The 13,108-nt window shown below is 74.8% G+C and carries 15 protein-coding genes; 10 read left to right on the top strand and 5 right to left on the bottom strand.

The genetic code is table 11. The features are described from left to right. Positions 1-42 precede the first annotated feature (42 nt). The 7 genes from ACFVDM_RS16340 (at position 43) to ACFVDM_RS16370 (ending at position 5,356) form a co-directional block, all read left to right on the top strand. A complete protein-coding gene (locus tag ACFVDM_RS16340; protein ID WP_239221042.1) occupies positions 43-345 on the top strand; it encodes an urease subunit gamma in 303 nt (100 codons plus the stop codon). Beyond that, complete coding sequence (locus ACFVDM_RS16345) at positions 342-695, top strand: urease subunit beta (protein WP_383639289.1); 354 nt, start codon at positions 342-344, stop codon at positions 693-695. Before ACFVDM_RS16340 ends, ACFVDM_RS16345 begins: the two co-directional genes overlap by 4 nt. Continuing rightward, the gene (locus tag ACFVDM_RS16350; protein ID WP_383639292.1) at positions 683-2,386 is read left to right on the top strand and encodes an urease subunit alpha; all 1,704 of its coding nucleotides are present in this window, start codon (positions 683-685) and stop codon (positions 2,384-2,386) included. Before ACFVDM_RS16345 ends, ACFVDM_RS16350 begins: the two co-directional genes overlap by 13 nt. Next, a complete protein-coding gene (locus tag ACFVDM_RS16355) occupies positions 2,386-3,051 on the top strand; it encodes an urease accessory protein UreF (protein WP_383639295.1) in 666 nt (221 codons plus the stop codon). The genes ACFVDM_RS16350 and ACFVDM_RS16355 overlap by 1 nt, the downstream gene beginning before the upstream one ends. Before the next feature lie 82 nt (positions 3,052-3,133). Next, on the top strand, positions 3,134-3,790 hold the full coding sequence (gene ureG, locus ACFVDM_RS16360; RefSeq protein WP_383640114.1) for an urease accessory protein UreG: 657 nt from the start codon (positions 3,134-3,136) through the stop codon (positions 3,788-3,790). Then, positions 3,787-4,503, top strand: coding sequence for an urease accessory protein UreD (locus tag ACFVDM_RS16365; protein WP_383639298.1), 717 nt, complete (start codon positions 3,787-3,789; stop codon positions 4,501-4,503). Before ureG ends, ACFVDM_RS16365 begins: the two co-directional genes overlap by 4 nt. A gap of 109 nt (positions 4,504-4,612) precedes the next feature. Further along, a complete protein-coding gene (locus ACFVDM_RS16370; RefSeq protein ID WP_383639301.1) occupies positions 4,613-5,356 on the top strand; it encodes an SDR family NAD(P)-dependent oxidoreductase in 744 nt (247 codons plus the stop codon). On the opposite strand, the gene ACFVDM_RS16375 is transcribed toward ACFVDM_RS16370, so the two are convergent. Both ACFVDM_RS16375 and ACFVDM_RS16380 read right to left on the bottom strand, forming a co-directional pair. Next, the gene (locus ACFVDM_RS16375) at positions 5,343-6,593 is read right to left on the bottom strand and encodes an MFS transporter (RefSeq protein ID WP_383639304.1); all 1,251 of its coding nucleotides are present in this window, start codon (positions 6,591-6,593) and stop codon (positions 5,343-5,345) included. The genes ACFVDM_RS16370 and ACFVDM_RS16375 overlap by 14 nt on opposite strands. 162 nt (positions 6,594-6,755) lie before the next feature. Continuing rightward, complete coding sequence (locus ACFVDM_RS16380) at positions 6,756-7,826, bottom strand: hypothetical protein (RefSeq protein WP_383639307.1); 1,071 nt, start codon at positions 7,824-7,826, stop codon at positions 6,756-6,758. A 100-nt stretch (positions 7,827-7,926) separates the two neighbouring features. On the opposite strand from ACFVDM_RS16380, the gene ACFVDM_RS16385 reads away from it, so the two are divergent. The 3 genes from ACFVDM_RS16385 to ACFVDM_RS16395 all read left to right on the top strand — a co-directional run bounded on the left by ACFVDM_RS16385 (position 7,927) and on the right by ACFVDM_RS16395 (position 9,523). Then, positions 7,927-8,601, top strand: coding sequence for a response regulator (locus ACFVDM_RS16385; protein WP_383639310.1), 675 nt, complete (start codon positions 7,927-7,929; stop codon positions 8,599-8,601). A gap of 110 nt (positions 8,602-8,711) precedes the next feature. Further along, entirely contained in the window at positions 8,712-9,158 is a 447-nt protein-coding gene (locus ACFVDM_RS16390; RefSeq protein ID WP_383640117.1) for an SRPBCC domain-containing protein, read from the top strand. Beyond that, complete coding sequence (locus ACFVDM_RS16395) at positions 9,155-9,523, top strand: ArsR/SmtB family transcription factor (protein WP_383639313.1); 369 nt, start codon at positions 9,155-9,157, stop codon at positions 9,521-9,523. Before ACFVDM_RS16390 ends, ACFVDM_RS16395 begins: the two co-directional genes overlap by 4 nt. 110 nt (positions 9,524-9,633) lie before the next feature. Here ACFVDM_RS16395 and ACFVDM_RS16400 read toward each other — a convergent pair whose 3' ends face one another. From ACFVDM_RS16400 to ACFVDM_RS16410, 3 genes are read right to left on the bottom strand one after another with little or no spacing between them, the layout of a single operon-like run. After that, positions 9,634-10,878, bottom strand: a complete 1,245-nt coding sequence (locus ACFVDM_RS16400) for a sensor histidine kinase (protein ID WP_383639316.1) — start codon at positions 10,876-10,878, stop codon at positions 9,634-9,636. Beyond that, positions 10,871-12,247, bottom strand: a complete 1,377-nt coding sequence (locus ACFVDM_RS16405) for an FtsX-like permease family protein (RefSeq protein ID WP_383639319.1) — start codon at positions 12,245-12,247, stop codon at positions 10,871-10,873. Before ACFVDM_RS16405 ends, ACFVDM_RS16400 begins: the two co-directional genes overlap by 8 nt. After that, entirely contained in the window at positions 12,247-12,996 is a 750-nt protein-coding gene (locus tag ACFVDM_RS16410) for an ABC transporter ATP-binding protein (protein WP_383639321.1), read from the bottom strand. The genes ACFVDM_RS16405 and ACFVDM_RS16410 overlap by 1 nt, the downstream gene beginning before the upstream one ends. Positions 12,997-13,108 lie beyond the last annotated feature (112 nt).

Consider the following 13,108-nt stretch of genomic DNA (forward strand, 5'->3'; position numbering starts at 1 on the left):
GATTCCGGGAATTCCGGGGATCCGCCGCCATGGAGGTTTCCCATGTTTCTCACTCCGTCCGACACGGAGAAATTGCTGCTGAGCGTCGCCGGAATGGTCGCCCGTGACCGCCGCGCGCGAGGCGTCCGCCTCAACTACCCCGAGGCCACCGCTCTGCTCGCCTGCTGGGCGATGGAGCGGGCCCGCGAAGGGGCCCGGGTAGCCGACCTCATGACCGAGGGGCGCACCGTGCTCACCCGCTCCGACGTGCTGGAAGGCGTTCCGGAGATGCTGCACGACGTCCAGGTCGAGGCGACCTTCCCCGACGGGCGCAAGCTCGTCACGATCACCGCGCCGATCCCGTGATCCCCGGCGAGATCCGGCCCGCCGCCGGTACGGTCCGACTCAATTCCGGACGCCCCGCCATTCGGCTCACCGTGGTGAATGACGGAGACCGTCCCATTCAGATCGGTTCGCATTTCCATTTCGCCGACGTGAATCCCGCGCTTTCCTTCGACCGTGATGCCGCGCGGGGATTCAGGCTGGACATTCCCTCCGGTACGTCGCTGCGCTTCGAACCAGGCGTCGGCGCGGACGTCCCCCTCGTGGCGTTCGGCGGACGCGGTGCGGTGCCCGGCCTCGTCGTCCCCGCCGCCCGCCCGGTCCGCACCCCCGAACAGGAACAGGAACAGGAGGCCGTGAGATGTCCGAGCTGACCCGCGCCGGCTACGCGGCGCTCTACGGGCCGACCACCGGCGACCGCGTCCGGCTCGCCGACACCGACCTCTGGATCGAGGTCGAGGAGGACCGCTGCGTCGGCGGTGACGAGGCCGTCTTCGGCGGCGGGAAGTCGATCCGCGAGTCCATGGCCCAGTCCACCGCCTCGCGCGCCGACGGGGCCCTCGACCTGGTCATCACCAATGTCGTCGTCCTGGACCACTGGGGCGTCGTCAAGACCGACGTCGGCGTCCGTTCCGGGCGCATCGTCGCCCTGGGCCGCTCGGGCAACCCCGACACCACCGACGGCGTCCACCCGGACCTGGTCATCGGACCCGGCACCGACGTGGTCTCCGGCGAGGGGCGCATCCTCACCGCCGGGGCCGTCGACACCCATGTCCACTTCCTCATGCCGGAGACCCTGCACGAGGCGCTGGCCACCGGCACCACCACCGTCATCGGCGGCGGCACCGGGGCCACCGAGGGCTCCAAGGCCACCACCGTCACCCCCGGCGCCTGGAACCTCGCGATGATGCACCGCTCGCTGGACTCCGTCCCGCTGAACGTCCTGCTCTTCGCCAAGGGGTCCACCGTCGGCGAGGAGGCCCTTCGCGAGGCGGCGCTCGCCGGTGCCGGCGGCTACAAGGTCCACGAGGACTGGGGCGCGACCCCCGCCGCCATCGACGCCGCGCTGAAGGCCGCCGACGCCCACGGCCTCCAGGTCGCCCTGCACGGCGACAGCCTCAACGAGGCCGGCTACGTCGAGGGCACCCTGGACGCCATCGCCGGCCGGGGCATCCACGTCTTCCACGCCGAGGGGGCCGGCGGGGGCCACGCGCCCGACATCATCACGGTCGCCTCCCACCCCCACATCCTCCCGGCGTCCACCAATCCGACGCTCCCGCACACCGTCAACACCGTCGACGAACACCTCGACATGCTGATGGTCTGCCACCACCTCAACCCGCGTGTCCCCGAGGACCTGGCCTTCGCCGAGTCCCGGATCCGCGCCACCACCATCGCCGCCGAGGACGTGCTCCACGACATCGGCGCACTCTCCATCACCTCCTCCGACGCCCAGGCCATGGGCCGCATCGGTGAGGTCGTCTGCCGCACCTGGCAGGTCGCCCATGTGATGAAGAACCGTTTCGGAGACCGGGGCAGCGTGCTGCCCGCCGACAACGAACGCGCCCGCCGCTACGTCGCCAAGTACACGATCTGCCCCGCCGTCGCACACGGCATCGACCATGTCGTGGGCTCCGTCGAACCGGGCAAGCTCGCCGATCTGGTCCTCTGGGACCCCGCCTTCTTCGGCATCCGCCCCGCGGCCGTCCTCAAGGGCGGCATGGTGGTGTACGCGCCGCTCGGCGACGCCAACGCGGCGATCCCCACCACCCAGCCCGTGCTGCTGCGCCCGACGGCGGCGGCCGGGGCCGCCCCGCACCTGTCCGTCAGCTTCGTCGCCCCGGCCGCCCTGGCCGACGGTCTGGCCGAACGCCTCGGACTCGTGCGGGAACTCGTCGCCGTTCGCCCCACCCGCCACCTCACCAAGGCGGACCTGCCGAACAACACCGCGCTGCCCGTCATCGAGGTCGACCCGGAGACCTTCGCCATCCGCATCGACGGCGAACCGGTCGAACCCGCGCCCGTCACCGAACTGCCGCTCACCCAGCGGTACTCCTTGTTCTGATGGCGTCCCTGGCCGCCCTCCTGCTGGGCGACGGGCGGCTCCCGGTCGGCGCGTACACCTACAGCGCCGGACTGGAGCCGGCCGTCGCGGCGGGACTCACCCGCGACGACGTCCCCGCCCTGCTCATGGCCCGGCTGCGCACCACCGCCGTCACCGAGGCGGCCGCCGCCGTCCTCGCGCTGCGGGCGGCGGGGGAGGACCGGCCGGACTACCGGCCGGTGCAACGGGCGCTGGCCGCCCGGACCCCGGTCGCCCCGCAGCGCACGGCCTCGGCGGCGCTCGGCCGGGGGGTGCACCGGCTCGCCCGGCGCCTGGCCCCCGCCCACCCCGCCGTCACCGCGCTGTCCGCCCTGGACGGCCGTCCGCTGCGGCCGGTCGCGCTCGGCGCGCTGGCCGCCGTACTCCCCGCGACCGAGGAGGAACTGGCGCACGCCGTCGTCTACGACGAGCTCCAGACCATCGCCTCGGCCGCGCTCAAGCTCCTGCCCGGCGACCCGCTCGACTCGGTCGCCTGGATCCTCGCCGCCGAACCCGAGGCGGCTCGGGCGGCCGGCACCGCCCTCGCCGTACGGAGTCCGGGCCTGCTGCCCGCCCGTACGGCCCCGCTCACCGAACAGTGGGCGCTCGACCACGCACGACGCGAACGGAGGCTCTTCCTTGCCTGACACGACCCCCGACCCCCGCCCCGCCCACACCCACCCGCACCCCGATGCCCACCCGCACGTCCATGCGGCACCGGCCCGCGCCCTGCGCCTGGGCGTCGCCGGACCGGTCGGCACCGGAAAGAGCTCCATCCTGGCCACGCTCTGCCGCGAGCTGGCCGGCGAACTGGCCATGGCCGTCGTCACCAACGACATCTACACCGACGAGGACGCCCGCTTCCTGCGCTCGGCCGGGGTGCTGCCCACCGAGCGGATCCGCGCGGTCGAGACGGGCGCCTGCCCGCACACCGCCATCCGGGACGACGTCAGCGCCAACCTGGACGCGGTCGAGGACCTGGAGGAGGAGTTCGGTCCGCTGGACCTGGTCCTCGTCGAGAGCGGCGGCGACAACCTGACCGCCACTTTCAGCCCGGCCCTCGCGGACGCCCAGCTCTTCTGCATCGATGTCGCGGGCGGCGGCGACGTGGCGCGCAAAGGCGGTCCCGGCATCACCGGAGCCGACCTCCTGATCGTCAACAAGACGGATCTCGCGCCCCATGTGGAGGTGGACGTGGCCGCGATGGTCGCCGACGCCGCGTCCGTGCGCGGCGGGCTCCCCGTCCTGGCCCTGTCCCGCAAGGACCTGGCCTCCGTCGCGGAACTGGCCGACTGGGTACGGGACCTGCTCGCCCGCCACCGCGCGGGCGCCCATGTCCCCACCGACCCGGGCCCGATGGCGCCGCACAGCCACGACCACGCGTGAACGAGCCCGTCGTCGTCGGCGTCGAGCGCGACGCCTCCGGCCGCCATGTCGCCCGCGAACTGCGCCCCGGCGCCTTCCTCGCGCCCCGTCCCCTGCTGCCCGAGCCGGACAGGACCAGAATCGCCCTGGTCGGCACCCGGGCCGGGCTGCTGGCCGGCGACGACCTCGGACTGCGGATCTCCGTCGGCCCCGGCGCCCGCCTCGAACTCGTCGAGCCGGCCGGGCTCGTCGCCTACGACCACCGGGGCGGACGCTCCCGGTGGCGGGCCCGGGTCGAGGTCGCCGAGGGCGGTGAACTCCTCTGGTGCGGGCAGCCGTTCGTCGTCTCCGACGGGGCGGACGTGCTGCGCGAGATGGACGTCGCCCTCGCCGCCGGGGCCCGGATGCTCTGGCGGGACACGCTCGTGCTGGGCCGCTCGGGGGAGCGCGGCGGCAGCGTGCGGGTGGTCACCCGGGTGACGTACGACGACGAGGAACTGCTGGTCGAGGACCTGGACCTCACCGACACCGCCGTGCGCGCCCTGCCCGGACTGCTGGGACCGAACCGAGTCGTCGGCTCGGTCACGGCGCTCGGCGCGCGTCCGGCCGGCCCGGCGCACCCCTGCCGCGCGGAGCTGGCGGGGCCGGGTGCGCAGATCCGGCTGCTGGACACCGCCGCCCCGGCCGTCGAGGCGGAACTGACGGCGGTCTGGGAGGCGTGGAGCCGCCCCTGAGCGCCGGTACGCCACATTGATATGCACCATACATATCTGATGTATGGTGCATATTGAGAGGCGTACGGCGGGGGCGGCGCCGCACCCAGCGAGTCGAAGGAACAGCGCAATGACACTGGAGAACAAGGTCGCCGTCGTCACCGGAGGAGCCTCCGGCATCGGCGAGGCCGTCACCCGGCTCTTCGTCGAGCGCGGCGCCCGCGTCGTGGTCGTCGACCTCCAGCAGGAGGCGGGGGACACCCTCGTCGCCGACCTCGGCGACGCCGTCGCCTTCCTCCGCGGCGACGTCTCCGACCGCGCCGTCGCCGATCTGGCCGTCGCCACCGCGGTCGAGCGCTTCGGTCACCTCGACGTCCTGGTCAACAACGCCAGCGCCTCGCGGGTGCGCCCCTTCACCGAGCAGACCGAGGACGACTGGAGGCTCGCCCTGGACACCGGTCTGTTCGCCACCCGCAACTTCATGCTGGCCGCCCACCCGCAGCTGCGCGCCCGGCAGGGTGCCGTGATCAACTTCGCCTCGGGCGCGGGCATCGACGGCCAGCCCAACCAGGCCTCCTACGCCGCCGCGAAGGAGGCCATCCGCGGCCTGAGCCGGGTCGTCGCCAACGAATGGGCCGCCGACCAGATCCGGGTCAACGTCGTCTCGCCGATGGCCCGCACCGCCGGGGTGGCCGCCTGGGCGGAGGCCAACCCCGAGCAGTACGCCCTGTCCGCGGCCAAGGTCCCCCTCGGCCGCTTCGGCGACCCGCGCACGGACGTCGCCCCCGTCGTCGCGTTCCTGGCGAGCGACGACGCCCGCTACATCACCGGGCAGACGCTGATGGCCGACGGCGGAGCGATCAAGCTCCGCTGACCGCGTCCGTCCGCGCGCCGGTGTCCGGGGCCCCCGCCTGCCGGGACCCGCGGACACCGGCGCGCAGCATCAGCGGCGCGCACAGCAGGGCGGGGGCCGCCGCCAGGGCGAAGCACACCGCGAGCGGCAGCCGGTCGATCAGCAGGCCGGCTGCCGCACTGCCGGCCGCCGAACCGGCGTTGAACGCGGTGTTCACCCACGCCCCCGCCCGGGTGCGCCGGCCCTCGTCCACCGAGGCGTCCGCGATCAGATACGCGGTGGTGAGCGCCGGGGCGACGAACAGCCCGGCGACCGCGATCAGGACCGCCAGCACCGGCAGTCCGGGCGAGAACCCGGCCGCCAGCAGCGTCGCGCCCAGCGCCGCGGCGACCAGCGGCAACCGGACGCGGTCCGGGGACCGCCACCGCACCGCCCCGTAGGACAGCCCGCCGACCGCGCTCCCGGCCGACAGCGCGGCCAGCACCCAGGACACCGAGGACGCGGAGTGCAGCGACTCGGTGAACGCCACGACCAGCAGCTCCAGCGACCCCAGGCCGAGGCCCACCGCACCCGTCACCAGGACCGCGTGCCGCAGCGGGGCGATCCCGCGCAGCCGCAGCCGGGGCGCGGCGGAACCCTTGCCCCCGGCCGCCCGCGCACGGCTGCCGCGCGGCACCGCGGGCGAGGTCGCCAGGACCGTCGCCCCGGAGAACACCAGCACCGCGCCGACGAGCACCCCGGCCGAGGGCCCGGAGACGGTGAGCAGCACCCCGACGAGCAACGGGGCGGTGATGTACATCAGTTCCTCGGCCACCCCGTCCAGGCTGTACGCGCGCTGCAGCAGCGCCCGGTCGGGGACCAGGGCGCTCCACACCGCCCGCATGACCGGGCCCAGCGGCGGCGTGCAGGCACCCGCCGCCACGGTGAGCGCGCCGACGAGGGCGACGGGGGCGCCGGGCCGCCAGGTGAGCAGGGCCACGACGACGAGCAGCCCCGCGTACACCCCCGCCATCGGCGGCAGGGCGCGCGGAGCCCCGTACCGGTCGATCAGCGCCGCGCGGGCGGGGGACAGGACGACGCTCAGGGCCCCGAACAGGGCCATCACCCCGCCGGCCACCGCGTACGAACCGGCGGCGTTCTTGACGGCGAGCAGCAGGGCGAGCGGGACGATTCCGTAGGAGAGGCGCCCCACCAGGGTGGCGGCGAAGGGGCGCGCGGCCCGTGGGACGCGCAGAACGGAGACATACGAAAGAGACACGACGGCATTCCTCGTGAGAACGGCGCACCAAGGGCGCCGGGGTGTGCGGGGACACCGGAGCGGCCCACCCGGGACGTGGTCCGGGGCGAGGACGTGTGGCGAAACACGCCCGGGGGCCAGGGCTCGGGTCTACGCACGGAGGAATGACATACCGGCAAATTATCAGAGCGGCCGCGGCGGCGGCAGGGCGCTGTCCCCGGTGATCCCCGGGTTCGCCGCGAGGATCTCCTCGGCCGTCTCCCACAGCCGGGGCAGGAACCGCAGCACCTTCTCGCCCCGGGCCGGCAGATCGTCCGGCCCCGTTACCCCGGTGAGCGCGGCCACCGCCGCCCGGAACGCCGGCAGCCGCTCCGCGTGCAGCGCCGGGGCGTCCGCCGCCAGTACCGTGTGGCAGCGGGCGAACGTCGCCACGATCCAGAAGACGGCCTCCCGGTGCTCGCCGCGCTCCACCAGGTCCCGGCTGCCGTCGACGGCGACGGGCCGCGCCCCGGCGGTGAGATCGCCGCTGAAGAAGAACGGGGTCCGCGCCACCGGCACCGTCGCGTCGAACGTTCGCGCCAGCTCGCCCAGATGGTGCCGGACCACCTCCGCCGGCACCTCGGCGCAGCCGAGCAGGTCCAGCAGCTCGTGGTGGAACTCCGGCCGCCCGTAGGCCTCCAGCACCTCGCGCACCGCCCGGTAGCGCAGCCGGATCGTCGGATTGCGCAGCGCCGCCACCAGCAGCACGTGCGTGGTCACCCCGGTCGGGAACATCCACGCCGTCACCCGCTCGTGGAACGGGGCGCCCGGATCGTGCGCGGCCAGCCGGGACTCGACCCGGTGCCGGGCGTCCAGGCACCGGCTCCGCACCCGCTTCCGCTCGGCGAACCGGGGCGCCACGGCCGTGTGCAGCGCCCGCAGCGCGCCGCTCGGATCGTCGATCACCGTATCGGTGCGGAAGGCGCCCGCCAGATGGTACGAGGAGAGCACGGCGGCCGGGTCGCGCAGCTCGTCCCACGGCACGAGGCTGATCTCCAGCAGGGCGCCCTCGTGGCGGAACTTGCCCGGTTTGACCGGGACTTCGTCCGCCTCCGTCACCACCATCACGTCCACGTCGGAGGAGGGCGCCAGCTCGGCGTCGTCCGGCTTCCCCACCGTCGATCCGCCGAAGTAGGCACCCCGGTAGCCCGGGAGATCGCGGGCGTGCGCGGCCACCCAGCGGCGCGCGGTGGCGCGCGCGGTTCCGACTCTCATGCGGCGGCTCCTCGGGGCGGTGCGGAGGGGGCGGTCCGCCGAGCGTAGATCACGACGGCTCGGGGGCGGGGCGGCCGCACCCGCCGCCGATAATGGGCGGGTGACGGACAGACAGCTCAGTGTGGTGCTCGCCGAGGACTCCGTTGTCCTGCGGGACGGAATGACCGAACTGCTCGGGGCCCGCGGCTGTGCGGTGGTGGCCACCGCGGGGACGGCGCCCGACCTGCTCGCCGCGGTGGAGCGGCACCGCCCGGACGTCGCCGTCGTCGACATCCGGATGCCCCCCACCCACACGGACGAGGGCATCCGGGCCGCCGTCGAGCTGCGGACCCGTGTCCCGGGCACCGGCATCCTGGTCTTCTCCCAGTACATCGAGACCTCCTACGCCACCCGGCTGCTGGCGGACGGCGCGGCGGGCGTCGGCTATCTGCTGAAGGAACGCGTCGCCCGCACCTCCGAGTTCGTGGACGCCCTGCACCGCGTCGCGGGCGGCGGCACCGCACTGGACCCGGAGGTCGTCTCCCGGCTGATGCGCGGCGGTCGGCGCGGCCGGGTGGACGCGCTGACGGCACGCGAGCGCGAGGTGCTGGAGCTGATGGCGCAGGGCCACGCCAACCGGTCCGTCGCGGAGCGGCTGGCCGTGTCCGAACGGGCGGTGGAGAAGCACATCGCCTCGGTCTTCACCAAATTCGGTCTGCGCGCGGGCGGTACGGACAACCGGCGGGTCAAGGCCGTGCTGACGTATCTCGCGGAGAGCGGGGGCCTGCCCTCCTGACGGATCCGTCCGGCGCGGCGCCCGGGGCATGCGCAACCGCTGGGTTGCGTGTGGTCGGTCGATGTGCAACTCTAAGGTTGCATCCGATGATGACGACGGAGGAGTCCCTGATGAGCGAGGACCGGATTGAGAGCGAGACCCTGATCGCGGCTTCCCTGGAGCGGGTCTGGTCGCTGGTGGCCCAACCCGGGTTCTGGGTGGCCGACAAGGCGAGCCTGCCGGGGACCGTGGCGAAGCAGGGCGCGTCGATGGTGGCGAGGAACGCCGAGCACGGCGACTTCCCGGTACGCGTGGAGAGGGTCGAGCCGCCGACGTATCTGGCGTACCGCTGGACCAGCGCGTTCCCCGGGGAGGAGCTGCGCGAGGACAACAGCACCCTCGTGGAGTTCACGCTGACCCCGGAGGGCGACGGGACGCGGCTGCGCGTCGTCGAGAGCGGGTTCGCGACGCTGGCCGGGTCCGAGGAGCTGCGCGGGCAGAACCGGAAGGACCACAGCGGAGGCTGGCCCCTGGAGCTCGACGCGCTCAAGTCGCGCGCCGAACAGCCCGCCACGTGACGGAGGAGCCCTCCGGAGCCGCCAGGGCCGTCGACAGCGTGCTCGGTGCGCTGGCCGACCCGACGCGAAGACACCTGCTGGACCTGCTCGCCGCGCGGGGCGAGGCCACCGCGACGACGCTCGCCGAACGCCTTCCCGTCTCGCGGCAGGCGGTGGTCAAGCACCTCGCCGTCCTGGACGCCGCCGGGCTGGTGTCCGGCCGCCGGGCCGGTCGCGAGGTGCGGTACGCGGTGCGGCCCGCGGCGCTGGACGCGACCGCACAGTGGATGGCCTCGCTCGCGGCCGACTGGGACCGGCGCCTGGCGCACATCAGACGCGTCGCCGAGGCGGCCGAACGGGATGCGGGTCCGACACCCCCCGACTGAAGGGAAGCACCTCATGGATACGGCAGCACTGCGCGGCGCCTACGACAGGCTGTTCGAGGCGGCGGCGGTCCCCGGGCACGCCTGAACCGCGAGGACGCCCGGGGCGGCCGTCACAGCCGGGCCGGCAGCTCCGCCGTCACCGTCGTGGGGCCGCCCGGCGGACTGTCGACCCGCAGCCGGCCGTCCACCGCCGCGAGGCGTTCCGCGAGCCCGGTCAGACCGGTGCCCGTGCCGACGACGGCGCCGCCCCGGCCGTCGTCGCGGACCACCAGGCGGATCCGGTCCCCGCTCCGTTCGACGGTGAGCGCCACCGCGCCGGCCCCGCTGTGCTTGGCGGCGTTGGTGAGTAGTTCGGCCGCGCAGTAGTACACGGCGCGCTCCGCGGCCGGGTCCGGCCGCTCCGGCACGTCGACGCGGAGGGTGACGGGTGCCGGGGAGGTCATGACCAGTTCGGGAAGGGCCCGGCCGAGCCCGCCGTCCAGGGACACCGGATGGATGCCCCGGACCAGCCGCCGCAGTTCGGTGAGGGTGTCGTCGGTCTGGCCGCGCGCCCGGTCGACCAGGGAGCGAAGCCGGACCGGATCGGGGGCGTCCCCCGCGGTGAGCGCGTCCTCGGTCAGCGAGAGGGTGATGGCCAGCGCGACCAGCCGGGACTGGGTGCCGTCGTGCAGATCGCGTTCCAGGCGGCGGAGCCGGTCGTCGTTCTCCGCGAGCAGGGCCGACCGGGCGCTCTCCAGCTCCCGGACCCGCCGCTCCGCACGGGCCGGGCCGAGGAGCAGCCGCGCCAGCCCCCGTTCGGCCGCGGCGAGCGTCCGCGGCACGGCGGGCACGGCGAGGAGCAGGACCAGCCCCAGGGCCATGGCCGCCGCGTCCAACGGCCCGGCCGCCGGGTCGCCCGGCTCCCACAGCCGCACCCAGAGCGGGAATCCGACGAGCCAGAGGCAGCCGAGCGGAAGGGCCGCGGCGACCGGCCCCAGGACGCCCAGCGGCAGCCGCAGCACCAGATAGAGCAGGGTCCGCCAGGCGACCGGATCGCCCAGCACCACACGCCCCCGGGCGAGGACACCGCCGGGCCGGGGCAGCGGGGCCGGGGCCTCCACCCGCTCCCCGAGGAACCGCCCGACCAGCCACCGGTGCGGCGTCCCCAGCCCCCGCGCGCCCAGCAGCCCGGCGACCAGGAAGGGCAGCCCGAGCACCGTGAGCGAGAGCAGCACACCCGCGTACACGACGGCCAGCGCGTACGCGCCACCGAGCACGGCGGGCACCACCCCGACGAGGGCGAACGCCCACTCGCCCCGCCGCACGGAGAACGGGCCCCGCCGCACCGGTGCGGGAGGGCCGCTCCCCTCAGCCACGGTCCCCGCCCGCCACGTCCGCCGCCGGACCGCGCACGGCCCATGCTCCGGAGGCCAGGATGCCCGGCAGGGTGAGCACCGCGGCGCCCGCCACGATCCAGCCGCAGGCGGCCTCCGGGACCGACGGCAGGGCGGAGCCGGTCACCGCCGTGCCGTACGCGGCCGTGGCGGCGGCCGCCACCGCGCCGCCGAGCAGCACCCCGACCACCGTGGTCACGGCCGCCTCCGCGGCGAGCATCCGCATCACCTGGGGCCGGGTCGCCCCGGCCAGCCGCAGCAGGGCGAACTCACGGCGCCGGTCCGCGGTCACCGCGACCAGCGTGTTGACGGTCGAGACCGCGGCGAAGCACATCAGCATCGCCAACTCGCCCTGCCGCAGCCACACATCGGTCGCCGAGGTGACACTGCCCGTGTCCGCGTCGCTCGCCCGTTTCGCCGTGTGCGTCATGGCCGTCATGGTGCCCGAGAGCCCCACCAGGAGCGCGACCGGCACCACGGCCGAGGACAACCGCCGTGCGTACCCGCGCAGATGGGCGTCGGCCAGCCAGCCCGTCCCGGGCGACAGGACCCGCAGCGGCGCGCCGAGCACGGCAGCCGGAAGCCGGGCGGTCAGCGGTCCGGTCAGGGCGAGCGCGACCAGCAGGGCCAGCGAGCCGAGTAGCGCGGCCTGCCCGGCCTTGTCGAGATCCTGCGCCGGGCGCGTCGCCGCCAGCCGCAGCAGCAGGGCGCCGCCCGCCACGGCCACCAGTCCCACGAGCAGTCTCGGCACCCCGGTGCGCGCCTGTTCGGTCGCGCTCGCGGTGAGCGCCGCCGCCGGCGGGATCCGGCTGATCCGCCGCGCCGCCACCGCCGTCGCCGCCGTCCCCACGACCAGTGCGGCAGCGGTCGCGACGAGCATCGGCAGCACGGCCGGGGTGACGGAGAGGTCCGGCGAGGCCATCCCGCGCCTCTGGAGCGCGGCGAGGAGACCGCGGGCCGCCACCGTGCCGAGCACCGAGCCCGGCCCGCTCACCAGCAGGACCGCGGCCACGACCTGGACCCGTACGAGACGCCGCACCTGACGGGGCGTCGCGGCCACGGTGCGCAGCAGGGCCAGTTCGCGGTGCTGGCGTTCCACGGCGAAGCCCAGCGCGTTGACGACGACGAAGAGGGAGACCAGGACCGCGATCTCCCCGAACGCGCCGGCTATCACGGCCACGCCGGGCCCGTCCGTCCGTGCTCCGGACCCGTCCGGGGCGGTCAGTTCGGCCGCGAGCAGCGAACCGAACAGCGTCGTCGTGGCCACGGCCAGGAGCAGGGCGGCACCCAGGCCCACGAAGGCGGCGGGCCGCCCGCGCATCTGCTGGAGCGCGATCAGGGACACCGGCATCACGCGGCGAGCCCGTTCAGCCGGGCGCCGATCGCGGCGGCGTCGGGGCGGTCCAGTTCGTCGACGACCAGGCCGTCGGAGAGCAGCAGCACCCGGTCCGCGTACGCGGCGGCGGCCGGATCGTGGGTCACCATCACACAGGTCCGGCCGTCCCGTTCGACGCCCTCGCGCAGCAGCCCCAGGATCTCGCGGCCGGTCGCACGGTCCAGGGCGCCGGTGGGCTCGTCCGCGAAGAGCACCTCGGGGCGGGAGACCAGGGCTCGGGCGATCGCCACCCGCTGCTGCTGGCCGCCGGACAGCTGGCCGGGCCGGCTCCGCTCCCGGCCGGTCAGCCCCACCCGGGCCAGCGCCTCGCGGACCCGCGCCCGGTCGGGGCGGTGTCCGGCGAGCCGGCCCGGCAGTTCGACGTTCTGCTCCACGGTCATCGCGGGCATCAGGTTGAACGCCTGGAAGACGAACCCGGTCCGGCTGCGCCGCAGTTCGGCCAGGCGCCGCTCGGGGAGCCGCGACACCTCGGTGCCGCCCCAGCACACCGAGCCGCGGGTGGGCCGGTCCATCCCGGCCAGACAGTGCAGCAGTGTGGTCTTGCCCGATCCGGAGGGCCCCATCACCGCCGTGAACGTCCCCGGGCGCAGGGCCACCGACACCCCGCGCAGGGCCCTCACCGTGGTGCCGCCGCGCCGGTACTCGCGGTGCAGCCCGTCCGCCCGCGCGGCCCATTCCGTGGTGGTGCTCGTCGTCTCAGCCATGGCTCCATCCTGGGGCCGTGCGGCGCGGCGATCGATCCCGGCAGCCCCCGGACCGTTGGTTCGGAAAACCGAACCAACGGTGTGCGCGAACCACCCGTACGAGGTGCCTGTG

The sequence above is a fragment of the Streptomyces sp. NPDC057682 genome, from assembly GCF_042799575.1.
In the GTDB taxonomy this organism is placed as follows: domain Bacteria; phylum Actinomycetota; class Actinomycetes; order Streptomycetales; family Streptomycetaceae; genus Streptomyces.